The sequence below is a fragment of the Thiovibrio frasassiensis genome, assembly GCF_029607905.1.
Taxonomy (GTDB): Bacteria; Desulfobacterota; Desulfobulbia; order Desulfobulbales; family Desulfurivibrionaceae; genus Thiovibrio; species Thiovibrio frasassiensis.
Window position 1 is genome coordinate 1,836,042 of sequence record NZ_JAPHEH010000001.1, and the last position, 25,377, is coordinate 1,861,418.

The window sequence follows — 25,377 nt, forward strand, 5'->3', positions numbered from 1 at the left end:
CAAATCCTTAAGCGTTTTGAAACGTGGTATCGTGAGTGAAACTCTCGACAAGGGCGGTAAACTCATTTTCAAAGGCGAGCTTGTTTTTGTTGCTGCTGCCACAAACCAGGATCCGGCATCGGTTCGCAGTCTCTTCCCGTACAATATATACCCAAACTCTCCGGTGGGAAAGAAAGAAGGCAACGTAAAGGCCAATCAGCATAAGGGCGCATCCGGCATAGACGGTCCAGACCCCGGGATCCTTCGCCACTTGAAGGCCGGTGGCGTATACCTGGTTTGCTTGGAATTCGTATGTCCCTGTCGGGGTGGTGATGGCCTGGGTGGTGTCGTTATCCATCCAAAAAATGCTGGGTTCGCCAGTGCCATCGGAAAACCACACCTTCAGCTTTTGCACATCACCCATGCGGCTGCGAACCTCCTGGTTGATAACCCCGAAGTCGATGCCGCCTTCGCTCCAGCTGATTTTCTGACCAAAGGGGATCTGGAAGAACTGACTGACCTTGGTGTTCTTGTTGGTGATGAGGACATTGAAGCCCTGCATGGGTTCGTAGCTGGACTGATAGAAGGTGATCCCCTTATAGTCCAAGGGGTCGTTGACGATGATGGGCCGCTTGTCAATTGCGAGCTTCCCGTTTTCCAGGACGGAGAGATCGGAGCGAAATTCCTTAGGGGTTGTGCCGTCGGCGTAAAATGTAACGTTGAAGTCGTCGCATTGTAGGGTGAAACCAAGGGGGATAGGTTTTCCGGTCCCGGTTTCATAAACGGTGTCGGTGGTGCTCCCCTCCGGAATCATCACGCCTGCCTTGAACCCGAGCAGGGAGCCGATGATGGCTCCGGCAAAGATAATGAGGATGCTCAAGTGCACAGCATAGACGCCTAGACGGCTCCAAGCATTTTTCTGAGAAAAGAGAAGTATGCCTGTAGGTTTATTGTCACTCTGTGATTTCCAGCCGTTTTTAGCGAGAAGGGCGGTGGTGGTTTCCGCAAGGGCGGCACCATCTCCGGCCCCATAAAACAGATGGCGGTGCGGCATCTTCTCCAGCCGTTCCGGCTCGGTGTCCAGGTTGTTCAGCACCACCATCTGCCAGACATTGGGCAGACGGTCGATGGTGCAGACCACGAGGTTGATGCTGAACAGGAGAAGCAGGGCAAGAAACCACCAGGAGTTGTACATGTCGGGCACATCGAGCATCTGGAAGAACTGCGCGGTGCGTTGACCAAAGGCCTCGATGTAGAAATCGGCGGGGTTCTTTTGGGGAATAAGCGTGCCGATGATGGAGGTCGTGGCCAGGATCAGCAGGCTAAAGAGGGCAAGCCTGACGGAGGCGAAAAACCGCCAAACCATATTATCTGTTTTTTTCATAGGACCCTTGTGACGAGGTGTTTTTTAAAGGGGAAAAGATTGGCTGGGAAAGGCAGATAGCCCTGTCTTGGTGGCAGTATAACGAATAAGATAATTGTCTGTAATCTCTACCTGTGTTTGCTGTGCGCTGTCAATAAAAAACTCCCGAGAAGGCGGCGAGGTCAGTCTGCGCCGTGTCGTGTTGGGGAGAGTCGAAAAGACAGGCATGGTATCCTTAGTTTGTAACAAGACAGCGCCCCTCTCGGTTTGTTCCGGTCTTTTTATTGGTCCCGCGATTTTTCCGGGGTTGATAAAAAAAGAGAACAAAACACTTGTCAAGCGCAGGGAGAAGGTGTATACATTTTCCTCTTTGAAAAGGGATCAGCCCGGCAGAATTCAGGCTCTCTCTGTATAGTGATTTCAAGATACCCGCTGGCGCGGTTTGTTAAAGGAGTTTTGTCATGTCAAAAAAATGTGCGATTTGTGGAAAAGGCCCCAATACCGGCAATAATGTGAGCCATGCCAATAATAAGAACAGAAGGCGTTGGCTGCCGAATTTGCAGCGTGTAAGAATGGCTACCTCCGGTGGCAATGGCATGCATATTCGTGTTTGCACCCGTTGTATCCGTTCCGGTGCCGTGGTTAAGCCTGCCTGAACAATCTCCGAAATCGGTTATTGACAGCCCCATGCTTCCTGTCGTGAAGTCGGGGCTTTTTTTTGTGCGCAATGCGCCGGCAGGGGATCTGGGGCTGTCGGCACCGATTCCTCGTTATAGGTTTTCTCCTCCCGAGCGAGGGCCTGTGTAAACAGGCCCTTAGGTTCTTCTCGCCTCCAAGACACCATCAAGCTGTTGTACATGCTGTAGCAGACGGAACAGATGGTCCCTGCTGTTTATTTCAAGGATTATAGAGATTTTGGCTATTCCGCCGCTTGAGGTGGTGGCTTCGAGGGTGAGGATATTGGCGTCGTCGTGGCTGATCGCATTGCTCAGGGTGGCCAATAGCCCTTTCTGGTCTCGGGCGATTACCTGAATCTGAGCCCGGTGGGTGGCCTTGATGTTCTCGGCCCAATTGACGGCGATAAGCCGTTGTTGGTCCGAAGCCGAGAGATTTGGGCAGGACGCCTTGTGCACGGAAATACCCCTGCCGGAGGTGATGAAGCCCACGATCTCGTCTCCGGGTACCGGCATGCAGCAATGGCTGATCTTGGTGAGGACATTATCCGCGCCGCTCACCAGGATAATGTTGTCCCGGTCTTGCTTTCTGCCACCCCTGGGGTGGGCTGCTTCCTGAACAATATCCTCGGGCAGGGTTTCGCGGATTTCCTCGGGCTGCAGCTCCTTGATGAGCGCTTGCACCATCATCTTGCCCGAGCCGATGCGGCGCATGAGGTCGTCAAGGGAGTTGCAGGCAATGTTCTTAAGCAGTTCCTTGAGATGCCCGGTCTTGATCAGTTTTTTCAGACTGATGTTGTGCCGTTTCAGCTCACGCTCGCAGATTTCCCGGCCAACATGCAAGGTTCTTTCCCGTTCTTCCTGATTGAGCCATTGCCGGATCCGGCTTTTGGCCCGGGCTGTTTTGACAAGGCCCAGCCAGGAGCGGTTCGGTTTTTGTTTGGGCGAGGTGTGGATTTCGACCAGGTCGCCGTTTTTGAGCTGGGTTTTGAGTTGGGCAATAATTCCGTTGATCTTCGCGCCGGTGCAGTGATTGCCAACCTCGGTATGGATGCTGTAGGCAAAGTCAATGGGGGTGCTGCCCTTGGGGAATTCCTTGACCTCGCCGGTGGGGGTCAGGACGAAGATTTCCTCCTCGTAGAGTTCCCCCTTGATCGCATCGAGAAATTCCTTGGGATCTTCCAATTCCTGAAGGGTGTAGACCAGCTGCTTGAGCCATTTGAAAAGCTTGGCGTCCTTTGTGGTGATGGCCTTGCCTTCCTTATAGGCCCAGTGGGCGGCAATGCCTTCCTTGGCGATCTGATCCATCTCCTCGGTGCGGATCTGGACCTCCATGAATTCCCCGCGCAACCCGACAACCGAGGTATGCAGCGACTGATACATATTCCCTTTCGGGGTACTGATGAAATCCTTGAATCGCCCGTCCACCGGCGGCCACAGCGAATGGATGATGCCCAACGCTTCGTAGCACTCCTTGACCGAGGGAACGATGATCCTGAAGGCAACCTTGTCGTACACCCGTTCGAAGGGAATATTCTGGGCCACGAGCTTTTTGTAGATGCTGTACAGATGTTTGGGCCGGCCCAGCACCCGGAACTGCTTGAGGCCATGTTCGCTGAGTTTCTGGTTGAGCAGCGCCTTGACCTCATCGACATAGGTTTCCCGATCGGCGAGGGAGGTGTGGACCTTGGCGGCGAGATCCTCGTATTCCTCGGGATGGAGATTTGCGAAAGCGAGGTCTTCCAGCTCCCGTTTGAGCCAGTCGATTCCGAGGCGGCTGGCCAGGGGGGCATAGAGCTCCATGGTCTCCTGGGCGAATTCCAGCTGTTTCTCGCGCCCCACATGTTGCAGAGAGTGCATATCGTGCAGACGGTCGGCAAGTTTGACCAGGAGAACCCGGATGTCGGAGGACATGGCCAGCAGCAGCTTCCGGATATTTTCCGCCTGGTAGGCAAGATGGCTGTTGAACTGGACATCGGTGATCTTGGTGGCACCCTTGACGATGTTGGTGACATCGTCGCCAAAGGTCTCGCGCAGAGTCTTTTCCGTCTCTTTGAGGTTTTCGGCTTTTTTGAGCACCCCGTGCAGGAGGCCGGCGCATAAGGTGGGCACATCAAGGCGCATGGTTGCCAGGATGTCGGTAACCATGAGGGCGTGGTACAGATAAGGCCGACCGGAAAGGCGATGCTTGCCCGAATAAAATTCATCGGCAAAGGCATGGGCCTTGGTGAGCAGGGCGAGGTCTTCCTCGGGCATGTAGCCCCTGGCCCGTTCGCTTATGGATTCTATAGTAACCATGCGATTGCAGGCGGAGATTATGGTTGTTGCGCCGCGTTCATTGCGGCGGGGCCAGGGCGTCGTGAACCAGGGCAACGAGTTTTGCTCCGGCCTCGGCCAGGGGGAGGTTCAGGGTGGTGCCGGTGGCCCGGTCTTTGATCTCCACCTCGCCCTTTTCGCTGAAGGATTTGCCGACCATGACCCGATAGGGGATGCCGAGGAGGTCAGCGTCCTTGAACTTGCTCCCCGGCCGTTCATCGCGGTCGTCCAGGATCACTTCTATGCCGCTCTTGTTCAGCTGATCATACAGTTGGCTGCTTGCCGCGCTGATCGCCTCATCCTTGGGTGAGAGATTCAGGAGGATAACCTGGAAGGGCGCGATGGGCAGCGGAAAGATCATCCCGTCCTTGTCGTGGTTCTGCTCGATGGCCGCGGCCACGGTGCGGCTGACCCCGATGCCGTAACACCCCATGATGAAGGGTTGCTCGGCACCCTGGTTGTCCAAAAAGGTTGCCTTGAGTGCCTCGCTGTATTTGGTGCCCAGCTTGAAGATATGCCCGACTTCGATGCCGCGGGTCAACTCCAGGCCACCGCCGCAGGTGGGGCAAAGGTCTTCGCTGGTGATCTGGCGCAGGTCGGTGATGGTCTGCACCGTAAAATCGCGATGAAGATTGGCGTTGAGCAGATGGAAGTTCTTTTCGTTGGCCCCGATGGCGAAGTTGTGCATCCGGCCCAGTTCGTTGTCCGCCAGCACCGGGATGGTCAGGCCGATGGGGCCGAGGTAGCCGCTGGGTGTGCCCGTGGTGTCGAAGATCTCTTTGTCTTCGGCCAAGCGCAGGTTGTCGGTGTTCACCCCCAGAGCATTGGCGAGTTTGACCGTCTGCACCTCGTGGTCCCCGCGGAGCAGTACCGCCACCGGTTTGTCTTCTGCCATATAGACCAGGGTCTTGACCAGCTCCTTGGCTGAAATGTTGAGGAATTCCGTGACCGCAGCCACCTTCTTTTTGCCCGGGGTTTCGATCTTGGTGAGGGCGAGCAGGGGTGGTGGCGATATGGCAGGCGGTTCCAGGCAGCGGGCCTTTTCCATATTGGCTGCGTATTCACATTTGCTGCAGATCACCACGGTGTCTTCGCCGGTGTCGGCCAGGACCATGAACTCGTGGGAGAAACTGCCGCCGATGGTGCCGGTGTCCGCTTCCACCGCCCGGAAGGCCAGGCCGCAACGGCTGAAGATCCGGTGGTAGGCTTCGTGCATCTTCCGGTAGGTGGCGTCCGCCCCTTCTTCGCTGGCGTCAAAGCTGTAGCCGTCCTTCATGATGAACTCGCGGCCGCGCATCAGGCCGAAACGGGGCCGGATCTCGTCCCGGAACTTGGTCTGGATCTGGTAGAGATTCAGGGGGAGTTCCTTGTAGGAATGCACGTTGAGCCGAATCAGGTCGGTGATCACCTCTTCATGGGTGGGGCCGAGGCAGCTTTTCCGCCCGTGCCGGTCGGTAAAACGGAGCAACTCGGGGCCATACTTTTCCCAGCGGCCCGATTCCTTCCAGAGATCGCCGGGCTGGACCATGGGCAGCAACAGTTCCTGGGCCCCGGCCCGGTTCATCTCCTCGCGGACAATGCGTTCGACCTTGCGGATGGCGGCAAGGCCCAGGGGCAGGTAGGAGTATATCCCGGAGGAAAGCTTTCGGATAAATCCGGCGCGGAGCAGCAACTGGTGGCTGACCACCTCGGCCTCGGAGGGGGTTTCTTTCAGGGTGGGGATGAGAAGCTGGGAAAAACGCATGGGGCACCTGGGTAAGCAGTTAAGGATTATGGTGAATCGTTCACTGGGAACGAAAAATGTGTCTCAATTTCTAAAATGCAAACGTTTATGGCTTGTGTGCGTTCTGCCGCGCCTCTTCAATCATGGCGTCGATCTCGGCCAGGAAAACGGCCAGGAGCTTGTCCTCGGCCACCTTTTTGTACAGTTGGCCCTTCTTGAAAATAATCCCGACTCCGTGGCCGCCCGCCACGCCGATATCGGCCTCCTTCGCCTCGCCCGGGCCATTGACCACACAGCCCATGACCGCGATCTTCAGCGGGGTTTCGATGTTCTGGATATGGCGCTCCACCTGTTCGGCCAGGGAAAAGAGGTTCACCTGACAGCGGCCGCAGGTGGGGCAGGAGATCAGCTCCGGCCCCCGTTCGCGGATGTGCAGGCTCCTCAGCAGTTCGTAGCCGACCCGAATTTCCTCCACCGGGTCGCGGGTCAGCGAAATGCGGAAGGTGTCGCCGATGCCTTCGTAGAGCAAAATGCCCAGGGCCACGCTGGATTTGACCGTGCCGGCAATGAGGCCGCCCGCTTCGGTGACCCCGAGATGCAGGGGGTAATCGCATTGGCTGGACAAGAGCCGGTATGCTTCCAGGGTGTTGAGTGCGTCCGAGGACTTGAGGGAGATCTTGATTTGGTCAAAATCAAGTGCCTCCAGCAATTGGACATTGCGCAGAGCGCTTTCCACCAGGGCTTCCGGTGTAGGGTGGCCAAATTTTTGTAGGATATCTTTTTCCACCGAGCCGGAGTTGACCCCGACCCGGATGGGCACCCGGTGCTGTTTTGCCGCAGCCACAACCCGGGCCAGCTTGTCCGGGCCGCCCAGGTTGCCGGGATTGATCCGGATCCCCTGGGCGCCGTGCTCCATGCTGGCGATTGCCAGGCGCGCGTCAAAATGGATATCGGCGATGAGCGGGATGGTGATCTGCTCCCGGATCCGGGTGATGGCCGCAGCCGCCTCCAGGTCCAGGACCGCAACCCGGATGATCTCGCAGCCCGCCTCGGAAAGGCGTTCGATCTGGGCCACAGTCGCAGCCACATCCCGGGTATCGGTATTGGTCATGGACTGCACGGCAATGGGGGCGTCGCCACCCACCGGGACGTTGCCAACCTTGATTTGTCGTGTTTTTTTACGGGTGATCATGGTGCGAGAGTATACACTTTTGCTTTTCTTCCTGCATCCTTCTTTTGCCGGTGCGTAATGCATCGGAATATGTCCAGTAGATTGTTTCAATTCGGGGAGTTCTGGTTCATGTATCCTGGTATTGAAAAAACGGCGGTCAACTGGTAGGGTGCGGCCATGAAACTTTTTGTCACCGTGCTTGGTCTTATCTTTGTCCTGGAAGCGATTCCCTATGTCCTTTTTCCCGAGGGCATGCAGCGGTGGCTTGCCCGGATCGGTCAGATGCCTGCTGGGGCCTTGCGGGCCACGGGCCTCTTTGCCCTTGCTCTTGGGCTGCTCCTCTGCTATCTCACCCAGCGGACCGGGCTTTTTCCCTGACGGGCGGGCCTTGTGTCCGTTTTTTCCCCATTTCCCCGCACCTTTTCTCTGTGAATGGAATCCATGGCCAGCAACGCTGATTTTTTTCTCGCCTCCTATCAGTTCGTGCTGCCCGAGGAGAATATCGCCCAGCGCCCCCTGAGTCGCCGGGATTCCTCCCGGCTGCTGGTGGTGGATTGCCTGGCCGGAGAGACCAGGGATCGGAAATTTGCCGACATCTGTGACTATCTTGCCCCCGGGGATCTTCTGGTGGTGAACAACACCCGGGTTTTCCCCGCCCGCCTGCTTGGCAGAAAGGAAACCGGCGGCAAGGCGGAGCTGTTGATTCTGGAATATCCGGTGGGGGAAGCAGATTCTTATAATGGGGATCTGGAGGGGTGGCAGCAGGCCGAGGTGCTAGGGCTGGTGAAAAGCGCCAAGCGGCCGCAGCCCGGAGGACAACTGCTTTTTTCCGAGAATCTGGTGGGGACGGTGCGGGAGATACTTGGTGACGGTAAGGTGCGGGTTACCTTGCGCTATCGGGGAGATTTGGCGCGCCTTTTGGAAGCGCACGGGCAACTGCCCCTGCCCCCATATATTCGTCGGGAAGAAGGGCAGAGCGAGGAAGACCGGCAACGGTACCAGACGGTGTATGCTGAAAATCCCGGGGCGGTGGCCGCGCCTACCGCCGGGCTCCATTTTACCCCCGAGCTTCTGGTAAGGATTCAGGCGAAAGGGGTACGCATTGCCCAGGTCACCCTGCATGTCGGGTATGGAACCTTTGCCCCGGTGCGGGTTGAGGATATCCGCGAGCATGCGATCCACGCCGAATATCTCAAGGTTTCCGAAGAAACCGCCGCGCTGGTCAACGAAACCCGGGCTGCAGGCGGGAGAATTTGGGCGGTGGGGACCACTTCCGTACGGGCTCTGGAGTTTGCCGCCGAGCCGATGGGGCAGGTCTTGGCCCGCAGCGGCTTCTGTGATCTCTATATCTATCCGGGCTATCAGTTCAGGGTGGTGGACAACCTGATCACCAACTTCCATCTGCCGCAATCATCCCTGTTGTTTTTGGTCAGCGCCCTGGCTGGCAGGGCACGGATTCTTGCGGCGTACGGGGAGGCGGTGGAGAAGGGGTACAGGTTTTACAGCTACGGGGACGCCATGGTCTTGATCACCAAGCATCCCCAAGGGTGATGGTGTTCAGTCGCACTTGCAGGCGCAACCTTCCTTGGCCGGGCAAGCCGGAGCTGCCTCGGAGCTTGCCGTCTGGCAGGATGTGGTTGTCTTGCCGGTGTTGCTGTAACCATCGGAGTACCATCCCCCGCCCTTCAGCTGGAAGGAGCTGCGGGAGATAAGTTTCTTGAGCGTGCCGGTGCAGGCAGGGCAGGTGGTCAGTGGTTTTTCGGCCAGGCTCTGCTGTGCTTCGATGATATCCTGGCAGGCCTCACACTGGTATTCGTAAATCGGCATTTCTGGTCCCTCCGTTTTGAGTCCAGTACGGTGATATGTTAAAAAAAAGCACCGGAAACAGATTTTTTGCTTGTTTCCAGCGAAACATCTGTAAAATTGCTATACTTTACAGTATGGCCATTCTTAGAAATGGGCTATAATTTAATGCCGGTTGCCTGATCTGTCAATGTTAGAGGACGGATTCCCTGTCGGGACGCGGGAAATGGCTTGTCCCAGGAAAAAAACAAAGAGGAACAGGCGTGCAGAGAATACTGATAGGCCAAGCTGGCCCGGGAATGGTTCTGGGCAAGGAAATTCTTAATCCCGAGGGGATGGTGCTCTGCGGGGCGGGAACACCGTTGACCCCGGCCCTGATCGAGCGCTTGATCAACATGGACGTTGTTGATATCACGGTGGAAGGGCATCCCGTGATCCTGGGGGACGAAAAGACCCTGCAGGAGGAATTGCATGAGATCGATCTGCGTTTTCAGCGGGTTGAAGACATTGCCCCGCTCATGTATCTCAAAAAGCGGATCCAGGCAAAGCTGGCGGCCTCGCGGAAGTTGGGAGCCGGGACAGAATAATTTGTCCGATTCTGTCCGTTCTTTTGTGGCTTCTCCTGTCGTTTTGTTCAGACGTAATGTTCCAGTTGTTTTAATTATTTTTTAGCGCTTGCGATGAAATAACCAAGATATTTTTTTCACTGTCGGTACGGTTTTTGTGCCGTTTGCGATGGTGCAATGGTCCACATTCTGAATGGCGGTTTATGATGGATGAGCAAAAGCGTGCCCAGTTTAAAAAGGTGTTGCGGGAGATAAAAAATCTGCCGACCCTGCCCGGAATTGTAGCCAAACTTGGCAAGATGGCGGAGAACCCGGATACTACCACGGAACAGATGGGCAGGGTGATCAGCAAGGATCATATCCTGGCCAGTAAGCTGCTCAAGCTGGTCAATTCTGCATTTTACGGCTTTCCCCAGCGGATCAGCTCCTTGAACAGTGCCATCATTCTTCTGGGTTTTAATGTTATCAAGAGTCTGATCATCAGTGCCTCCATTTTTGAGGTCATGGAGTCGCAGGATGTGGAGCTTTGGGAGCATTCCCTGGGCTGTGCCGTGGTCTGTAACGTTTTGGCGCGGCATCTGGGGGTAAAGGATCCGGAAGAGATCAGCACCGCCGGGCTTATCCATGATCTTGGCAAGGTTGCCATTAAGATGGAGTTGCCTCGGGAGTACGCCCAGATTACCGAACTCTCCCAGGAGAAAAAAATCTCCCGGCTTGAGGCGGAACGGGAGATCCTGGGCCTGGACCATGCCGAGGTGGGAAGCTGGCTTGCCAAGAGCTGGAATCTGCCAAACAAGCTGGTCGAGCCCATCGCCTGCCATCATGATCCGCAGCTGGCCAAGCAAGAGCAGCAGGCCAGCGCCATTGTTCATTTCGCCAATATCATGATCCGGGGCCTTGGCTATGGTCATGCCGGAGATATCTGGGTGCCGCCCTTGAACAACAAGGCGTGGAAGCTGCTGGCTCTTGCCCCCGCAGATATTGACCCGTTGCTGCAGGAGATTGAGGAAAAATTGTGGGACGTCAAGGGGTTCAGTCTCGATATTCAGACCGGTCCGGAAGGCGCGGCATGAGGGCTTTCCCTGTTCTCCGAGCCCAGATGATGGAGCAGCGCTCATGTCCCGGATCCTGATTGCGGGCAGCGAATCGCTGATCATGCCGGAATGTCGTCTGCTCCTCGACGCCAAGGGGTTTACCCTGAAGCATTGCTCCAATCTGCATGATGCCTTGGCGTTGGTGCTGGAAGATCCGCCGGATCTGTTGATTACGGAAAAGGGTTTTTCCGGAAAAAACGGTGATGTCGAATTGATTCGGGCTGTGAAGGCCTGTCTGCAAAAGGCCAATATTCCTATTTTTCTGGTCGTGGACGAGGACCAGCTTCAGGTTGAGCTGGATTGGGATAATTATCCGGTGGATGATATCATCACCCGGCCTTTTACCCCCGAGGTCTTGCTCACCCGGATCCGCCTTGCCGAATCCAGGATGATTCGGGCCTTTGACAATAACCCCCTCAGTCGGCTTCCCGGCAACACCTCGATTATCCGTGCTATCCAGCGGGTGCTCGGGGAGCCGGACGGGTATGCGGTCTGCTATGTGGATATCGATAATTTTAAGCCCTATAACGATCGCTATGGGTTTTCTCGGGGTGATGAAGTGATCCTTATGGTGGCCCGGGTCATGGTCAATGTTGTGGACGAGTTGGCCCGGAAAGGCAGCTTCGTCGGTCATATCGGCGGGGATGATTTTGTGTTCATCGTTCGGGAAGAGATGGTGGAGCCGGTCTGCAAAAAGATCCTGGCCAATTTTGATCTGGTGCGGAACATGTTCCTGAGTGCGGAAGACATCGCGGTTGGTGAGTTTGTCGGCCGTGATCGGCAGGACCGCGAGACCCGCTTCGGGCTATTGAGCCTTTCCATTGCGGCGGTGACTACCGGTGGCGGCAAATTCACCCATTATGGCGAGGTTTCTTCGGTTGCCTCTCAGCTTAAGCATTGCGTGAAAAAACTGGATGGCAGTAATTATCTGATTGATCGGCGGGACACATAACAGTCGCTTTGCTGGCTGCAGTAAAATGGCGGCAGTTCGGTGGGAAACACAATAAAACGTGCAGCACTTGTTCCTGTTTTGGCGGCAAGTGCTTTTTTTTGTCCTGATCATTGTTTCTTGGTGATGTAGGGAATGAGTGGCGGAAAATGACTGTGTAATGAAAAAGCATTGTCTGTTCGTCTGTTGATCCTCTTTGATCTTGTTTTGGAAAAAACTTGCTTTGGATTTTGTTTTGCGATACCTATAAGTCTGTATGTTGTTCACGGGTAACGATCAATAGCGGAGGGAATAAGAATGGGTAAATCGCTTGTCGAAATGGCGGCTGATCTGGTTCAGTCGCAGTGTGCTTCAAAGGCAATGAATACTGAGGAAATAACCCTGGCCTTGCAATCTACTTTTAATGCCTTGCAGATGTTGCAGGCAGGCGAAGCAAAATTGCAGGCTGGAACTTCAGAAGGAGCTGGTGTGGTGGGAACTGCACCAGGTATGGCCCCGGAAAAATCCATCCAGAAAAATAAAATAGTCTGCCTGGAATGTGGTCAAGAATTCAAGATGCTGTCGCCAAAGCATCTGCGCTCCCATGGCCTGACCGGCAGAGAATATCGGGAAAAATGGGGATTTCCCTTGCGCCAGCCTCTTTGTGCAAAGGCCCTCTCCGAAAGGCGCAAGAAAGCGGGCAAGGACCGTGGTCTGCCGGAGAATTTACGTAAGGCCATTGCCAAGCGGAAGAAAAGCGGCCAGGCCAAGAAGGCGGGCAACGATAAAAAATAGTCCCTGGCAGGTGGTGCGCCAAGTTGTCCTTCAAGGAGGGCCTCTGACCGGATGGTCGGGGCCCTCCTTTTTTTGTTATGGCGCGGGCTTCTCTCCTGTGGGGCTGTGCCGGTTCCGGGAGGGGATGGATATTGACTTTTCCCTGAATCCGCAGCATAGTGCCCCACTTTTACATCTTGTCATGGCTGGTGTATAATCAAGATGTTTTGGCTGAGACCGGCATGGGTGTCACTCCTGCAGAACATTGCGCTGACAATGCCCGCCGCTTTGCCGTTTTATTCTGTTGCTTCAAGGGCCGGGCCCTTTGTGTTTTTGACTTTTATGGTGAGATTTCCATGATTGGTATTTTTGATTCGGGCGTGGGCGGGATGACGGTGGCCAGGGCGGTTGAGCAGCTCCTGCCGCAATACCGCATTGCCTATTTCGGCGATCTGGCCCGGACCCCTTATGGTTCGAAAAGCCCGGAAACCATTATCGCCTATGCCCGGCAGAATACCGAGTTTCTTCTCGGGCAGGGGGCGAAGATCATCATTGTCGCCTGCAATACTGCCGCCAGCGTAGCCTCCGAGATCCTCCAGCAGGAGTTTGCCGAACCCATCTTCGAGGTCATCAGTCCGGCGGTCACTAAGGCGGTTGCTGCCAGCCGCTCCGGCCGGATCGGCGTTATCGGCACCCGGGCCACCATTAAGAGCGGGGTGTATGAAAAAAAGATTCTGGACGAGCAGCCTGAATACACCGTGTATTCCCAGGCCTGTCCCCTTCTGGTTCCCCTGGTTGAGGAGGGCTGGCTGAACAAACGGGAAACCAAGATGATTCTCCGCCGGTATCTGCAGCCGCTCCGGCTCAGGCAGGTGGACACCTTTGTCCTGGGTTGTACCCACTATCCGCTGTTGAAGGAGCTGATCCAGCCGCGCATCGGCAAGCGGGTGACGATCATTGATTCCTCCGAGGTGGTGGCGGAAAGTGTGGCCCTTTTTCTGGAAAATAATCCGGCAATCGCGCAGCAGCTCGAACGCAACGGGGAAAGCCATTATTATGTGTCCGATGTAACCGATGCGGCTGTTGATATTGCCAGAAAGGTCTTTGGCCGCCCCATTACCCTGGAAAAGGTTGCCTCTGACATCTTTAACAGGAGTCATTTGTCATGAATTGTAAAGTCCTGCTTGTTCTGTTGGGTGCCCTCATGTCCCTGGCGGTTTTGCCCCGCGCCGGCCAGTGTGCCACTTTCACCCCCCTAGAGTTAGCGCAAAAACTCCAGGCCCGCTATGAAGAGACCAAAACCATGACCGCCGATTTTAAGCAGTCGACATCGGTGCCTATGACCACCCGCAAGCGGCTTGGCGCCGGGACGTTGGTCATCTTCAAGCCCGGGCGTATCCGCTGGGATTACCAGACTCCGGAGCGGCAGGTGTTGATCAGCGACAGCAAGAAGGTTTCCTTATATATGGCCGATTCCGCCCAGATGATAGTGCAGCCGGTTTCGCAATATATCAATTCCGATGTCACCTATGCCTTCTTTGTCGGTACCGGAAATATTGTTCGCGATTTCAAGGTGCTGCCGCCTGAGAGGCAGGGGGATGCGAGTCTGAAGGTGATCAAGCTCGTGCCCAAGACCGCGCATCCGCAGGTGGATTATCTCCATGTCTGGATTGATGAGAATTTCATGGTTCGCCGTCTTGAGATTGTCGATCATTTCGGCAGCATAACCGATTTGACCTTTTTAAATATCAGACGCAACGCAGCGGTCTCGCCGGAAACCTTCGTCTTCGTCCCGCCGCTGGGCACGGAAATCATCGAGCAGTAAAAAAATCTTAGCAACACCGCATCTGCGTTGTCATCGGTCTACTCGTGTGCACTAGCACACTTCGCAAACCTCTTCCGCGCATCTGCAGCACTGCTGAGATTTTTTATTCTGGGGGCGAAATATTGTCTCTAATGACTAAGAGTACTAGGAATGGCTGAGAACACAGTTAAGCCGCGTCCCCCATTTCGTCTGGGGGTGATCTCCATGCCCTGGGCCCTTTTCAATCGCCCTTCTATCCAGTTGGGCGCGCTTCAGGGCTATTTGTCCCAGGCCGAGCCGGAGATGCAGGTTGCCTGTCTGCATCCCTATCTGGGGTTGACCAAGAGCCTCGGTCTTGAACTCTATCGGGAAATTTCTCAGGATGTTTGGCTCTGTGAGGGCCTCTATGCCGGGCTGCTCTTTCCGGAACAGCGCCCAGTGCTGCGTGGCTTTCTCGCGAAAAGGCTCAAGCAGTGCGATTCGGCTGGCGTCAACACGATAGATATCCTCTGGGCAAAGGTCGAAACGCATCTCCACCAGTGGCTCGCCGGGCAGGATTGGGGTCAGTTCGAGCTGGTGGGGTTTTCCGTCTGCTTCAACCAATTGTTGGCCTCGCTTCTGGCGGCCAAACAGCTCAAGGCGCTGCAGCCACAACTGCCCATCGTCTTTGGCGGCTCTTCCTGTGTGGCGGAAATGGGCAGCTCATTGCTCGAGGTTTTTCCCTGGCTTGATTATGTAGTGCATGGCGAGGGGGAGATCCCGCTAGCAAATCTCTGCCGGGTATTGGCAGGGAGGGAGATCGCGCTGCTTCCCCAGGTTATGGCGCGAACGGGGCAGACAACCGGTGAGCCCTTTGTCGGTTGCCAGCTCAAGGGGCTTTCCGAGCTGCCAACTCCCGACTATGACGGATATTTTCAGGAACTGCGCCGGGAATTTTCCGGAGAGCCCTTTGTGCCGGAACTGCCGGTGGAGTTTTCCCGAGGCTGCTGGTGGGGGAAATGCACTTTCTGTAATCTTAATCTCCAGTGGCACGGCTATCGCGGCAAGAGTGCGGAACAAATGGAGCGGGAGGTGCTGCATCTTTCTGGGCGTCATGGCTGTCTTGACTTCAGCTTTACGGACAATGTTTTGCCCGGGCGGGAAGCGCCTGATTTTTTTGCCAGGATGGACGCCAGCAAAAAGGATTTTCGTTTTTTTGCTGAAATTAGGGTCAACCAGCGGGGCGATATCCTCAAGCAGTACCGGCAGGGGGGACTGGTGGCGGTGCAGGCCGGAATCGAATCCCTCAGTCAGGGGCTTCTTGAGAGGATGCGCAAAGGGGCCACGGTCATGGAGAATCTGGCCTTGATGAAGGAGAGCGTTGCCTTGGGGATCCGCTTGGATGGAAACCTGATCACTGGCTTTCCTGGCTCCACCGAGACGGAGGTGCAGGAAACTTTGATGAACCTCGATTTTGTCCTGCCCTTTACCCCCCTGACCGCAGCTTCTTTTTTTCTCGGCCATGGCTGCGAGGTTGCCTGCAAGCCCCAAGATTACGGGATCCGGGCCATTGTGCAGCATCCGCATAACCGCAAGCTCTTTCCGTCGCAGATGCTTCAGGGGTTGACCCTGCTGATCAACGACTATCGCGGGGATCGGGCAAAGCAGCGCAGGCTTTGGCAGCCGGTGGTCGAAAAGATCCGGGCCTGGCAACGGTTCCATGCGGCAAGGCGTTGCCCGGCCCATCTGGTCCCCCTGCTTTCCTACCGTGATGCGGGGAATATCCTGATTATCCGCCAGGAATTGCCCGACCAGGCGACCCTGCATCACCGGTTGCGCGGGACCTCCCGGGCTCTCTACCTCGCCTGTGAAACAATCGTCGAGTTCGAGGCCCTGGCCCGCCAGTTTCCCAAGCTTGGCAGGGCGCAGCTGGCAACTTTTCTTACCGAACTTACGGCAAAACGGTTGCTCTTTTCCCAGGGAACAAGGTACCTTGCCCTGGCAGTACACACCGCTTCAGGTACGGAGTTATGACGCAGACACAAGCGCCCGGGCAGCTGCCCATGAAAAAACTGGTGCTCGGCGGTTGCCGGAGCGGCAAGAGCCGGTACGCCGAGCAATGGGTTGGCGAAAATTTTTCGGACAAGGTTTTTGTCGCAACCCTTGAATCCCGCGATGACGCGGAGATGGAGCAGCGTATTGCCCTGCACCGGCAGAGCCGCGGGGGTGGCTGGCTGACCTTGGAAGAGCCGCTGGATCTGGTCGGGGTGTTGGCTAAAAATGAGATCGGGACCGAGGTCTTCCTGGTGGATTGTCTGACCATGTGGCTTACCAATATGATGATGCAGGACTGGAGCGACGAGAAGATTGAAGGGGAGGTTGCCCGCTTATCTGAGAGCGTGGCGGCTCTTTCGGTCTCGGTGGTTCTGGTTGCCAACGAGGTCGGTCTGGGGATCGTGCCGGAGTCACCCTTGGGACGACGCTTTCGCGACCTGGCCGGCTGGACCAATCAGCAGATGGCTGGTGTCTGCCGGCAGGTGGTGCTGGTGACCGCCGGTCTGCCCCTGCGGCTCAAGGGTTAAGATGGAGACCATCAGCATCAGCGCCCAGGGCGCCCACGGCGGGGATATTCTCTCCATGGCCAGACGGCTGGGCTGTGGGGTTGGCGAACTCGTCGATCTGAGCAGCAATCTCAGCCCGCTGGGCATGGTGCCGGGTCTGCGGGAAGTGCTGGTCGAAAGACTGCCCGAGATCGGCTTTCTCCCTGAAAGCGGCAGCGAAACCCTGGTCAACCTCTTTGCCGGCAAATACGGCTGCCGGCCTGAGCAGGTTTTGGCGGGCAACGGCACCACCGAATTTATCTATGCCGTGCCGGCAAGTGCTGGGTGCAGGCGTGCCCTGATTGTTGCCCCCACCTATGGGGATTACCGGCCGGCCTGCGAGTGGGCCGGGATCGTGGTTGATTTCTTCACCCTCACCGCAGAGGATGATTTCTCCCTTGATTTCAATCGCCTCTCCGCCCGTCTGGCCGGGGGAGAGCTGGTCTTTCTCTGCAACCCCAATAATCCCACCGGCAGGGTGGTGGCAAGCCGCGAACTGTTCGACTTCATTCTTGCCCATCCTGCCTCGGAATTTCTCATCGACGAATCGTACCTGCCCTTTGTCAACGAGCCTTCTCTTGCCGGGTTTCCTCTGCCTGCCAATCTCTTTCTCCTCTGTTCCTCTTCGAAGATCTACGGCATCCCCGGTCTGCGCCTCGGTTTTCTTGTGGCCAACGAAGAGAAGATGGCCAGGTTCGCGGTGCACCGCAAGCCCTGGGGGGTGAACCGCATGGCCCAGGTGGCAGGGGAGTATCTTCTTACCCATGGTGATTCTTATGTGCAGTCGGTCCGCGATTTTATTGGCCGGGTTCGCCCGGATTTTGTCGCCCGGCTTTCGGCTCTGCCCGGGGTGCGGGTGATTCCAGGGGCGGCGAATTTTATCCTCTGCCGCTTGACCGGGTCCATGACCGCCCCCCAGTTGCGGGAGGCGATGCTTCTTTGGCGCATTATGATCCGGGATTGCAGCAACTTCAGCGGGCTGGACGACCATTATTTTCGGGTTTCCCTGCAAGAACCCGAGCGCAATGCGCGCTGTCTGGCCGCGCTTGCCGAGATTTTGGGGAACAAGCCATGAGAATCGCCATAATTTCCGATACCCACGATCACATCCTCAACCTGCGGGGGGCGGTGAAATACTGCAATGCTTTCAGCGTGAGCATGATTATCCATTGCGGCGATCTGATTTCCCCGTTCATGCTTGACGAACTTGCCCGGTTCAGCGGGGCGGTGCATCTGATCTACGGCAATAATGTCGGCGACCAGCATGTCATCTCCCAATCCTGTGGGCTCCGTTTTCCCACCATCAGCCATCACGGGATTCTGGGCGCAGTGGAGGCGGGGGGGCTCAAGATCGCCTTTACCCATTATCCGCAGATGGCCAGGGGGATCGCCTGTCAGGGGATGTTCGATGTGGTATGCTGCGGACATAACCACCGCTATCTGGTGGAAAAGGTCGGCGACTCTCTGCTGATCAATCCCGGGGAGTTGCTCGGTAAAGACGGGCAGCCGGGATTTTGTATCCTGCAGTGCGAAACCAAAGAGGTGGAACGGGTGGAGATCGGTTCCGCCATTGGCGATGATTGAAGTGAAACGAGAGAAAATCCACATTTTGTGGTTCAGAATCATGAAAAAAACAAGGTTCAGGTGAGTGTGATGACAATGACCGATGACAATAAAAGCTTCGCCGAAATGTTCCAGGAAACAGCCTCCGGCCCCAAGGAACGTCTGCGTCCGGGCCAGAAGATCGAAGCCACCGTGGTGCGGATTGCCAAGGAATGGATCTTTCTCGATCTGGGAGCCAAAAGCGAAGGGGCGGTGGCCAAAAACGAATTCACCGATGCGGAGGGCAACCTCACCGTTGCTGAAGGCGACCGGGTGCAGGTCTATTTTCTTTCCGAGAAGAATAACGAACGGTTGTTTACCTCCAAGGTAAGTGGCGGGGCGTTGGCCGGTCATCTGGACGAGGCATGTCAGAGCGGGATCCCGGTAGAGGGCACGGTGACCAGCGAGATCAAGGGCGGCTTTGAGGTGCGGTTTTCCGGGAGCGTCCGGGCGTTTTGCCCTTTTTCCCAGATGGATATTCGCCGGATTGAAAACAATGAGGAGTATATCGGCAATAAATTCGTCTTCAAAGTCACAAAATTCAGCGAACACGGCAAGAATATCGTTGTTTCCCGCCGGGCCCTGCTTGAGGAGGAACGGGCCCAGCAGAAGGAGGGGTTGCGCGACTCCTTGGCCATTGGCCAGACCGTCAAGGGGGTCATTACTTCCATTCGTGATTTCGGCGCTTTTGTCGATATCGGCGGCATTGAGGGGTTGATTCCGGTTTCCGAGATCGCCTGGGGGAGGATCGAGGATATTCACGAGCGGATCAGTGTGGGCCAGGAGGTGACCGTCACCGTGCTCAAGCTCGATTGGGATCAGGACCGCTTCTCCTTCAGTCTGAAGGACTCCCTGCCCGACCCCTGGGATGGGATCAGCGGGATGTTTTCCGAGGGCAGCGTCGTCACGGGCAAGGTTGTTCGCCTTACGGAATTCGGCGCCTTTGTTGCTCTCGCGCCCGGCATCGACGGCCTGGTGCATATCTCCAAGCTGGGCGCCGGTCGGCGTATCAGCCATCCCCGCGAGGTCGTCCAAGTGGGCGATGCCCTTGAGGTGAAGATCGACAGTGTGGACCCGGAGAAAAAACGGTTGTCCCTCTCCTTGCCCCTGCCTGCCAAGGCGGAAGGGGCGGCGCAGACCGGGAAAGCAGGGGGGAAAAAGGAGAGGGGAGGGGGTGAAGGCGAAAATCAGGGAGATTTCCGTCAGTACATCGCGGAAAAGAAGAAGGAGTCCAAGCCCATGGGCACCTTTGCCGATCTTTTCAGCAAGGGGCAGACAAAATAGGCCCCTTGTTGGGCTGTTGCCTGTTTTTCTCCCGAACCGGGAGAGCGTGTCTTAGCGTCAGCAGCTGTCGGTAGTGTCCAGGCTGTTTGACGCCCAACGGTACAGATAGTCGTTGAGCTTCAATTGCTGTTCAAGGGTGATGGAGTCCCAGGCGCCTTGTTTGGCGCATTTCGCGGAGCGGGTTTCAAAGACCCGGTTCCAGCCAGCCGAGCTTTTTGATTCTGCCCAGAGAAAGGGGGCGCCCTTGTCGTTGTTGCGGGTGTGGCAGCTCTTGCAGTTATTCGCAAAGAGTTTGCCGCCCTCGCCCCAAGGGCGGCTTTCCCACTCCAGTGGTCCATCGCTTAGAACCCGGCAGGTTTTGGTGGTCGCGTCATAGCGGGTTTTGGGGGCACCATGTGCCTGATTGACGAAGGCGGGCACGAGAAGCAGGGCGGCGAGGGACAAGGCGAAACGGTTCATGGGCGGCCTCATGATTTTTTTGTACCAAACGATACAATATAAATATAAAATATAATCCTGTTTTGAAGGGTGTCAATCGATTTTCTTGATCGAACGGTAAAGGAAGTATCGGGGGGATCCGTGGCCAGGACAAAGGGATTTGATGAGAACCAGGCACTTGAAGCGGCCATGCGCCTTTTTTGGCAAAAGGGCTATGCTGCGACCTCGTTGCACGATCTGGAATTAGGAACAGGGCTGAAGCGGGCCAGCATCTACAACGCCTTTGGCAACAAACGCAGCCTGTTCAAGCGGTGCCTCTCCCTCTATATCGGCCAGGTGGAGGCAATGCTTGACACCGTCACTGGCGCGGCGGCGTCATCCCGGGAGGCGATTAAGAAGTGGCTGGCCTTTGTCATTGATTTTCATTTCAATCCGGAAACACCGGGCGGCTGCCTGGCGGTTCTTTCCGCGCTTGAGCGGCATCAGCATGATCGGGAAACCAAGGAGATGGTCGCGGCATTGTTTCGCCGCGAGCGGAAAGTGGTGGAGAAGGTGCTTGGGGAAGGGGTGCAACGGGGAGAGTTTCCCCCGGGCTTTGATTGCGCCGGAGTGGCTGCCGCGATCACCGCGACCACCTCAGGCATGGTTGTTCTGGCCATGGCCGATGCTCCGGTGAGCGCGCTCCAAGAGGTTGCCGGGGCAGTTGTCCGGCTGCTCGACGGGAAGTGAGCCTGGTCTGGGAGCTCAGTGGCTGCCCTGCCGCTGGCGGACGATCTCAAAAAGGATGACCCCTGCCGCCACCGAGGCGTTCAGGGAGTTGAGGCTGCCGGCCATGGGGATGGCGACCAGCTCATCGCAATGCTCGCGCACCAAGGGCCGCATCCCCTTATCCTCGCCGCCGATCACCAGACAGACGGGGCCGGCAAATTTCGTTTCAAACACGGTCCGTTTCGCCTCGCCCGCCGCACCATAGACCCAGAATCCTTTCTCTTTCACGCTTTGCAGGCTGGTGACCAGATTGGTGACCAGGCAGAGTTTCAGGTGGGCCATGGCCCCGGCCGCCGATTTGGCGGCGGTGGCGTTGAGCGGGGCCGAACGGTCCTTGGGCAGGATGATGCCGGTTGCTCCGGCTGCCGCGGCGGTGCGGATGATGGCCCCCAAATTGTGCGGGTCCTGAATGGAGTCCAGCGCCACGATGAGCGGCTGCTCCTCATCTTTTGCCGCCTTCAATAACTCGTGCAGGCTGCAGGTGGAGACCGGCGCTGTTTTCGCCAATACTCCCTGATGGGTTTTGTCCGGAGAGCTGGGAAAGCGCTGACCCGGTAAAAAGCGGACCTTGACCCCTTGTTCCTGGGCCAGGGTGATGATTTCCTGGATCTTGTTGCCTGCCTTGCCCTGCTGGATCACCACCTCCCGTACCTTTTTGGGCTGAAGCCGTAACAGCTCAAGGATGGGATGGATGCCCCAGAGGATGTCATCGTTGTCAGGCAGGTTACTCATGGCGTCTCCATACAAAGATGACCGAGGTTATTGTGCGGCGAGGCCCATGGCCACGAGGTCGAGGGGGGTGCCGTTCGGATTGCGGCGCCCTTTGCAGCGTTCGGCGATGACCACTGCACGGAGGGTATCCACGGCCTCGTCCAGACGGTCGTTGATCACCAGATAGTCGTAGCTCTCGGCCTCAGCCATCTCCTTTCGGGCATTGTGCAAGCGTAGCTGCACGGTTTCCTCCGGGTCTGTGCCTCTCCCCCGTAACCGTTTTTCCAGCTCAGCCCACGAGGGCGGGGCAATGAAGAGGAAGATGGCGCCCGGGTGTCCGCAATCCCGGAGCTGTTTGGCCCCCTGCACATCAATGTCGAGAAAAACGTCAAGCCCTTGTGCCTGTTGTGCCTCAATGGCCGCCCGACTGGTGCCGTAAAGATTGCCATGCACCTCGGCCCATTCGAGAAAGGCCTGCTCATCGCGCATCCCTTCAAAGGTGGCCCGATCGACAAAGTGGTACTCCCGGCCGTCGCACTCGCCGGTCCGAGGGGCTCGGGTGGTGTGCGACACCGAAAAGGCAAGATTGGCTACCGTGGTCAGTAATTTTTTGAGGATGGTGGACTTGCCTGCCCCCGAGGGGGCGGAGATGACGAAAAGATTGCCGCGCATCATTTGCCCGCCTTTTCCGGCTGCTCTTCCTCGTGCCTGTCGTAGGAGGTCATGAAGCGCAGGGTGATGGTTTCCGGCTGCACCGAGGAGAGGATCACGTGGTTGCTGTCCAGGATGATGATGGAACGGGTTCGGCGGCCTTCGGTCACATCGATGAGCCGTTTCTGTTCCTTGGCGTCTTCCCGGAGTTTTTTCATGGGCGAGGATTTAGGGTTCACCACCGCCAGCACCCTGCCGGCGAGAACGGAATTGCCGAAGCCCACGTTGATCATTCTCTGGTCCATGCTCTTTCCTTACTCAAGGTTCTGAATCTGTTCGCGGAGTTTTTCCACCTCGGTTTTCAACTCCACGCTGAGATGGGCGGTGGGCGCATCGCTGATCTTTGAGGCCAGGGTATTGATCTCCCGCAGGAATTCCTGAAGGAGGAAATCAAGCCTGCGGCCCACGGGCTCGTCCGCCTCAAGAAAGCCGGAAAACTGACTGATATGGCTGCGAAGCCGCACCACCTCTTCGGTGACATCGGCTTTGTCGGCCATGATCGCCACCTCCTGGGCCAAGCGGAGCGGGTCAAGATCGACCCCCTGCAGGAGATTGGCCAAGCGTTCCTTGAGCTTCTCCGTCCTCCGTTGGACAATGGAGGGGATATCCTGGGCAATGCCCTCCACGGTCTTGGCAAACTCTTGCAAACGCTGGTCTAGTTCGGCCTTGAGCGATGCGCCTTCCTGCTCCCGCATACCCTGCGCCATGGTCAGCGCCAGGGTTAGGGCCTGGGATACCTCGGGCCAGACCGCCTCAAGGTCTTCCTCCTCCTCGTGGGCAACGATAATCTCCTTGTAATTCTGGATCATGGCCAGGGTCGGTCCGTCGGGCAGGGAGAGATCCTGGCGGATCTCCTCCAGGCACTGGTAATAATTGCGGGCCAGGGGCAGATTGGCGGCCAGCCGGATGGTGTCGCCCGCCTCTGCGCCGGGATTGACATAGACGTCAACATGACCCCGGTTATAGTAACTGGAGATCTCTTTTTTGATCCGGTCTTCAAGGCCGAGATACTTGCGGGGGATCTTGATGCTCAGATCAAGAAACTTGTGGTTCACCGAGCGGACCTCCACGGTCCAGCTTTTCGCCCCGGTCACTTCGCCTCGGCCGTAGCCGGTCATGCTCAACGGTCTGTTCATCCGATTGCCTCAAGAAGTTCCGCAGTGGAGGCCGTGGCCGTGCCCACCTTGCCGACGACGATGCCGGCGGCGAAATTGGCGATGGTGGCGGCATCGGCGGGGGAAAGGCCAACGGCCAAGCCCAGGGCCAGGGTAGCGATCACCGTGTCGCCTGCACCCGTGACATCGTACACCTCCTTGGCCATGGTGGGGATAGTGAAGAGAGGATGGCCTTTTTCGTACAAGGCCATGCCCGCCTCGCCCCGGGTGATAAGGACCGCGTCGCTCGCCAGTTTTTTCTGCAAAATATGGGCTGCGGTCTGCAGGTCTTCCTCGGTCTTGATGACCATGTCGGCCATGCGCTCGGCCTCGTGCAGGTTGGGGGTGATGATGGTGGCGCCGAGGAAGCGTTCCGGGTGCTGGGGCTTGGGGTCGATGATCACCGGGATCTTCCGTTTCTTGGCCCTGCTCCGCAGGTGTTCCATCAGGGGCAGGTTGATCATTCCCTTATTATAGTCGGAGACGATGATCGCGTCAAAGCTCTCCAGATGATCGTCGATGAAGCGGCAGATCTCCGCCAGCCGTTCCGGGCTTGGCTCCCCGGTTTTTTCCCGGTCGAAGCGGACCACCTGCTGGTGCTGGGCTACGATCCGGGTTTTGAGGGTGGTGGGGCGGTTGCCGGTGCGGACAATCCCCCCGGTTGGGGAGCCGAGCTCCGCCAGCAGTCCCAAAAGATGATCGCCCATGGCGTCGTTGCCGATCAGGCCGCAAAGGGAACCCCGGCTGTTCTGGGCGTAAATGTTGTGCAGGACGTTGGCCGCCCCGCCGAGGAGCAGGTTCTCGTGGGTGACGTCGACCACCGGCACCGGCGCTTCCGGGGAGATCCGGGAAACAGAGCCCCAGATGAAGTGATCGACAATGATGTCGCCGAGCACCAGGATATTGGCCGAGCTGAACTTGCCAACCGCGGCGCGCAGTTGTTTTTTCTTTGTGCTGGACAGGGTCACGGACCGGCTCCTGGGTCATATTGCTAAGAGGGCAGGGTTGTAGAGATGAGGCGCAACCTGCCATTATGAAACGAGAAAAGCAATTATAGACCGCTTGGGGGGGTTGGGCAAGTAAAGAATGTTGCCTGGTCCGGATGAAAAAAGGCCCTGCCGGAGATGGTTCCGGCAGGGCCTGGCCCAGCAAAACAGCTGCGGGAGGGCAGCTATTTCTTAAGGAGCAACGGGGTTATTCGCTGATCTCACACTTGCCCTGTTCGCATTCAACATCGGCAATGAGAAAACGGCTTTTGAGACCTGCTTTGTCCAGGGCATTTTTGGCCATTTCGGCCCGGGCCCCGGTGGTGCAATGGATCAGCATCTCTTTGCCCTTGGGCAATTCGCCGACGCGTTTTTCAATCTGGTCCAAGGGGATGGCGATGGAATTTTTGAAGGCACCGGTTTGTACCTCATCCTTGGTGCGGACATCGAGGATGACCTGATTGGTGGTGCCATCCATGGCTTTTTTGAATTCAGCCACCCCGACCTCGCCCTTGCCCATCTGCCGAACCCATTTAATGGCGCCAGGAGTTGGGCCACTGGCCAGTTTTTTGCCGGAGGCTGTCCAGGATTTGTCCCCGCCCGGCCAGATGGAGACGGTTTTTGCGCCCCACTTCTTGATCATGTTATAGCCCTTCTGTGCCTCAACAAAGGAGTTGGCGTAGACCACGATCGGGGCTTTGAGCGGGAGGTTGTCTTCTTGCGCGGCCAAAGAAGCCATGGGGATGCTGTGTGCCCTTGGGATGTGGCCCGCTTCATACTCTTCCTTGGTGCGTAAATCCACCAGGACGATGTTGCCTGTTTGGACAAATTTTTCGGAGGCGGTTACGCTTTTTCCCGCTTTTTTCCAACCGGGAATGCCTTCGAGCATGACATGTACGTTGGTGTAACCCATTTTTTTCGCCAGACCGGCGGAATGAGGACTCATGCC

27 protein-coding genes are annotated in these 25,377 nt (G+C 56.8%); 15 read left to right on the forward strand and 12 right to left on the reverse strand.

What is annotated here, in order from left to right:
- Window positions 1–7: 7 nt before the first annotated feature.
- Window positions 8–1,363, reverse strand: a complete 1,356-nt coding sequence (gene resB, locus OLX77_RS08675) for a cytochrome c biogenesis protein ResB (RefSeq protein ID WP_307633200.1) — start codon at window positions 1,361–1,363, stop codon at window positions 8–10.
- Window positions 1,364–1,803: 440 nt separating this feature from the next.
- Between resB and rpmB the strand changes: the two genes are divergently transcribed.
- Window positions 1,804–1,998: a 50S ribosomal protein L28 gene (gene rpmB, locus OLX77_RS08680; RefSeq protein WP_307633201.1), complete on the forward strand. Its 195-nt coding sequence runs from the start codon at window positions 1,804–1,806 to the stop codon at window positions 1,996–1,998.
- Between the two features lie 159 nt (window positions 1,999–2,157).
- On the opposite strand, the gene OLX77_RS08685 is transcribed toward rpmB, so the two are convergent.
- The 3 genes from OLX77_RS08685 to ispG all read right to left on the reverse strand — a co-directional run bounded on the left by OLX77_RS08685 (window position 2,158) and on the right by ispG (window position 7,310).
- A complete protein-coding gene (locus tag OLX77_RS08685; RefSeq protein WP_307633202.1) occupies window positions 2,158–4,314 on the reverse strand; it encodes a RelA/SpoT family protein in 2,157 nt (718 codons plus the stop codon).
- Between the two features lie 37 nt (window positions 4,315–4,351).
- On the reverse strand, window positions 4,352–6,076 hold the full coding sequence (locus tag OLX77_RS08690; RefSeq protein WP_307633203.1) for a proline--tRNA ligase: 1,725 nt from the start codon (window positions 6,074–6,076) through the stop codon (window positions 4,352–4,354).
- Window positions 6,077–6,161: 85 nt separating this feature from the next.
- Window positions 6,162–7,310, reverse strand: coding sequence for a flavodoxin-dependent (E)-4-hydroxy-3-methylbut-2-enyl-diphosphate synthase (gene ispG / locus OLX77_RS08695; protein WP_307633204.1), 1,149 nt, complete (start codon window positions 7,308–7,310; stop codon window positions 6,162–6,164).
- 93 nt (window positions 7,311–7,403) lie between these two features.
- On the opposite strand from ispG, the gene OLX77_RS08700 reads away from it, so the two are divergent.
- Window positions 7,404–7,604 (forward strand): DUF2065 domain-containing protein, encoded by a 201-nt coding sequence (locus OLX77_RS08700; RefSeq protein ID WP_307633205.1) that lies wholly within the window; start codon window positions 7,404–7,406, stop codon window positions 7,602–7,604.
- A 54-nt stretch (window positions 7,605–7,658) separates the two neighbouring features.
- Entirely contained in the window at window positions 7,659–8,777 is a 1,119-nt protein-coding gene (gene queA / locus OLX77_RS08705) for a tRNA preQ1(34) S-adenosylmethionine ribosyltransferase-isomerase QueA (protein WP_371877470.1), read from the forward strand.
- Window positions 8,778–8,783: 6 nt separating this feature from the next.
- Here the strand turns inward: queA and OLX77_RS08710 are convergent, their stop codons facing one another.
- On the reverse strand, window positions 8,784–9,053 hold the full coding sequence (locus tag OLX77_RS08710; RefSeq protein ID WP_307633207.1) for an FmdB family zinc ribbon protein: 270 nt from the start codon (window positions 9,051–9,053) through the stop codon (window positions 8,784–8,786).
- Window positions 9,054–9,292: 239 nt separating this feature from the next.
- Between OLX77_RS08710 and OLX77_RS08715 the strand changes: the two genes are divergently transcribed.
- From OLX77_RS08715 to rpsA, 11 genes are all read left to right on the forward strand, one after another.
- Entirely contained in the window at window positions 9,293–9,616 is a 324-nt protein-coding gene (locus OLX77_RS08715; RefSeq protein ID WP_307633208.1) for a hypothetical protein, read from the forward strand.
- A gap of 182 nt (window positions 9,617–9,798) precedes the next feature.
- A complete protein-coding gene (locus tag OLX77_RS08720; protein ID WP_307633209.1) occupies window positions 9,799–10,668 on the forward strand; it encodes an HDOD domain-containing protein in 870 nt (289 codons plus the stop codon).
- A 43-nt stretch (window positions 10,669–10,711) separates the two neighbouring features.
- Window positions 10,712–11,641, forward strand: coding sequence for a GGDEF domain-containing response regulator (locus OLX77_RS08725; RefSeq protein WP_307633210.1), 930 nt, complete (start codon window positions 10,712–10,714; stop codon window positions 11,639–11,641).
- A 294-nt stretch (window positions 11,642–11,935) separates the two neighbouring features.
- Window positions 11,936–12,412: a Ros/MucR family transcriptional regulator gene (locus tag OLX77_RS08730; RefSeq protein WP_307633211.1), complete on the forward strand. Its 477-nt coding sequence runs from the start codon at window positions 11,936–11,938 to the stop codon at window positions 12,410–12,412.
- A gap of 335 nt (window positions 12,413–12,747) precedes the next feature.
- Entirely contained in the window at window positions 12,748–13,560 is an 813-nt protein-coding gene (gene murI / locus OLX77_RS08735; RefSeq protein WP_307633212.1) for a glutamate racemase, read from the forward strand.
- On the forward strand, window positions 13,557–14,216 hold the full coding sequence (gene lolA, locus OLX77_RS08740) for an outer membrane lipoprotein periplasmic chaperone LolA (protein WP_307633213.1): 660 nt from the start codon (window positions 13,557–13,559) through the stop codon (window positions 14,214–14,216). Before murI ends, lolA begins: the two co-directional genes overlap by 4 nt.
- 150 nt (window positions 14,217–14,366) lie before the next feature.
- Window positions 14,367–16,208 (forward strand): RiPP maturation radical SAM C-methyltransferase, encoded by a 1,842-nt coding sequence (locus OLX77_RS08745; protein ID WP_307633214.1) that lies wholly within the window; start codon window positions 14,367–14,369, stop codon window positions 16,206–16,208.
- A complete protein-coding gene (gene cobU, locus OLX77_RS08750; RefSeq protein ID WP_307633215.1) occupies window positions 16,205–16,756 on the forward strand; it encodes a bifunctional adenosylcobinamide kinase/adenosylcobinamide-phosphate guanylyltransferase in 552 nt (183 codons plus the stop codon). Before OLX77_RS08745 ends, cobU begins: the two co-directional genes overlap by 4 nt.
- Window position 16,757: 1 nt before the next feature.
- The gene (locus OLX77_RS08755; RefSeq protein ID WP_307633216.1) at window positions 16,758–17,849 is read left to right on the forward strand and encodes a pyridoxal phosphate-dependent aminotransferase; all 1,092 of its coding nucleotides are present in this window, start codon (window positions 16,758–16,760) and stop codon (window positions 17,847–17,849) included.
- Complete coding sequence (locus OLX77_RS08760) at window positions 17,846–18,358, forward strand: YfcE family phosphodiesterase (protein ID WP_307633217.1); 513 nt, start codon at window positions 17,846–17,848, stop codon at window positions 18,356–18,358. The genes OLX77_RS08755 and OLX77_RS08760 overlap by 4 nt, the downstream gene beginning before the upstream one ends.
- A 69-nt stretch (window positions 18,359–18,427) precedes the next feature.
- Window positions 18,428–19,660 (forward strand): 30S ribosomal protein S1, encoded by a 1,233-nt coding sequence (rpsA, locus tag OLX77_RS08765; RefSeq protein WP_307633218.1) that lies wholly within the window; start codon window positions 18,428–18,430, stop codon window positions 19,658–19,660.
- Window positions 19,661–19,717: 57 nt separating this feature from the next.
- Here rpsA and OLX77_RS08770 read toward each other — a convergent pair whose 3' ends face one another.
- Window positions 19,718–20,119 (reverse strand): c-type cytochrome, encoded by a 402-nt coding sequence (locus OLX77_RS08770; protein ID WP_307633219.1) that lies wholly within the window; start codon window positions 20,117–20,119, stop codon window positions 19,718–19,720.
- A gap of 120 nt (window positions 20,120–20,239) precedes the next feature.
- Between OLX77_RS08770 and OLX77_RS08775 the strand changes: the two genes are divergently transcribed.
- Complete coding sequence (locus OLX77_RS08775) at window positions 20,240–20,827, forward strand: TetR/AcrR family transcriptional regulator (RefSeq protein WP_307633220.1); 588 nt, start codon at window positions 20,240–20,242, stop codon at window positions 20,825–20,827.
- A 15-nt stretch (window positions 20,828–20,842) separates the two neighbouring features.
- On the opposite strand, the gene rlmB is transcribed toward OLX77_RS08775, so the two are convergent.
- From rlmB to OLX77_RS08805, 6 genes are all read right to left on the reverse strand, one after another.
- Window positions 20,843–21,598: a 23S rRNA (guanosine(2251)-2'-O)-methyltransferase RlmB gene (gene rlmB / locus OLX77_RS08780; protein ID WP_307633221.1), complete on the reverse strand. Its 756-nt coding sequence runs from the start codon at window positions 21,596–21,598 to the stop codon at window positions 20,843–20,845.
- A gap of 27 nt (window positions 21,599–21,625) precedes the next feature.
- Window positions 21,626–22,252: a guanylate kinase gene (gene gmk / locus OLX77_RS08785; protein ID WP_307633222.1), complete on the reverse strand. Its 627-nt coding sequence runs from the start codon at window positions 22,250–22,252 to the stop codon at window positions 21,626–21,628.
- Window positions 22,249–22,533, reverse strand: coding sequence for a DUF370 domain-containing protein (locus OLX77_RS08790; RefSeq protein WP_307633223.1), 285 nt, complete (start codon window positions 22,531–22,533; stop codon window positions 22,249–22,251). The genes gmk and OLX77_RS08790 overlap by 4 nt, the downstream gene beginning before the upstream one ends.
- 9 nt (window positions 22,534–22,542) lie before the next feature.
- Window positions 22,543–23,424: a YicC/YloC family endoribonuclease gene (locus OLX77_RS08795; RefSeq protein ID WP_307633224.1), complete on the reverse strand. Its 882-nt coding sequence runs from the start codon at window positions 23,422–23,424 to the stop codon at window positions 22,543–22,545.
- A complete protein-coding gene (gene rfaE1, locus OLX77_RS08800; RefSeq protein ID WP_307633225.1) occupies window positions 23,421–24,410 on the reverse strand; it encodes a D-glycero-beta-D-manno-heptose-7-phosphate kinase in 990 nt (329 codons plus the stop codon). Before rfaE1 ends, OLX77_RS08795 begins: the two co-directional genes overlap by 4 nt.
- A 226-nt stretch (window positions 24,411–24,636) precedes the next feature.
- Entirely contained in the window at window positions 24,637–25,374 is a 738-nt protein-coding gene (locus tag OLX77_RS08805) for a rhodanese-like domain-containing protein (protein ID WP_307633226.1), read from the reverse strand.
- Window positions 25,375–25,377: the final 3 nt, after the last annotated feature.

Coding starts and splice junctions, on each gene's coding strand:
- OLX77_RS08700 (WP_307633205.1), top strand. CDS start 7,404: ATGAAACTTTTTGTCACCGTGCTTGGTCTTATCTTTGTCCTGGAAGCG.
- OLX77_RS08710 (WP_307633207.1), bottom strand. CDS start 9,053: ATGCCGATTTACGAATACCAGTGTGAGGCCTGCCAGGATATCATCGAA.
- lolA (WP_307633213.1), top strand. CDS start 13,557: ATGAATTGTAAAGTCCTGCTTGTTCTGTTGGGTGCCCTCATGTCCCTG.
- queA (WP_371877470.1), top strand. CDS start 7,659: ATGGAATCCATGGCCAGCAACGCTGATTTTTTTCTCGCCTCCTATCAG.
- OLX77_RS08725 (WP_307633210.1), top strand. CDS start 10,712: ATGTCCCGGATCCTGATTGCGGGCAGCGAATCGCTGATCATGCCGGAA.
- ispG (WP_307633204.1), bottom strand. CDS start 7,310: ATGCATTACGCACCGGCAAAAGAAGGATGCAGGAAGAAAAGCAAAAGT.
- OLX77_RS08760 (WP_307633217.1), top strand. CDS start 17,846: ATGAGAATCGCCATAATTTCCGATACCCACGATCACATCCTCAACCTG.
- gmk (WP_307633222.1), bottom strand. CDS start 22,252: ATGATGCGCGGCAATCTTTTCGTCATCTCCGCCCCCTCGGGGGCAGGC.
- rpsA (WP_307633218.1), top strand. CDS start 18,428: ATGACAATGACCGATGACAATAAAAGCTTCGCCGAAATGTTCCAGGAA.
- OLX77_RS08730 (WP_307633211.1), top strand. CDS start 11,936: ATGGGTAAATCGCTTGTCGAAATGGCGGCTGATCTGGTTCAGTCGCAG.
- OLX77_RS08795 (WP_307633224.1), bottom strand. CDS start 23,424: ATGAACAGACCGTTGAGCATGACCGGCTACGGCCGAGGCGAAGTGACC.
- rpmB (WP_307633201.1), top strand. CDS start 1,804: ATGTCAAAAAAATGTGCGATTTGTGGAAAAGGCCCCAATACCGGCAAT.
- OLX77_RS08745 (WP_307633214.1), top strand. CDS start 14,367: ATGGCTGAGAACACAGTTAAGCCGCGTCCCCCATTTCGTCTGGGGGTG.
- murI (WP_307633212.1), top strand. CDS start 12,748: ATGATTGGTATTTTTGATTCGGGCGTGGGCGGGATGACGGTGGCCAGG.
- resB (WP_307633200.1), bottom strand. CDS start 1,363: ATGAAAAAAACAGATAATATGGTTTGGCGGTTTTTCGCCTCCGTCAGG.
- rlmB (WP_307633221.1), bottom strand. CDS start 21,598: ATGAGTAACCTGCCTGACAACGATGACATCCTCTGGGGCATCCATCCC.
- OLX77_RS08685 (WP_307633202.1), bottom strand. CDS start 4,314: ATGGTTACTATAGAATCCATAAGCGAACGGGCCAGGGGCTACATGCCC.
- OLX77_RS08720 (WP_307633209.1), top strand. CDS start 9,799: ATGATGGATGAGCAAAAGCGTGCCCAGTTTAAAAAGGTGTTGCGGGAG.
- cobU (WP_307633215.1), top strand. CDS start 16,205: ATGACGCAGACACAAGCGCCCGGGCAGCTGCCCATGAAAAAACTGGTG.
- OLX77_RS08790 (WP_307633223.1), bottom strand. CDS start 22,533: ATGGACCAGAGAATGATCAACGTGGGCTTCGGCAATTCCGTTCTCGCC.
- OLX77_RS08755 (WP_307633216.1), top strand. CDS start 16,758: ATGGAGACCATCAGCATCAGCGCCCAGGGCGCCCACGGCGGGGATATT.
- OLX77_RS08770 (WP_307633219.1), bottom strand. CDS start 20,119: ATGAACCGTTTCGCCTTGTCCCTCGCCGCCCTGCTTCTCGTGCCCGCC.
- OLX77_RS08805 (WP_307633226.1), bottom strand. CDS start 25,374: ATGAGTCCTCATTCCGCCGGTCTGGCGAAAAAAATGGGTTACACCAAC.
- OLX77_RS08690 (WP_307633203.1), bottom strand. CDS start 6,076: ATGCGTTTTTCCCAGCTTCTCATCCCCACCCTGAAAGAAACCCCCTCC.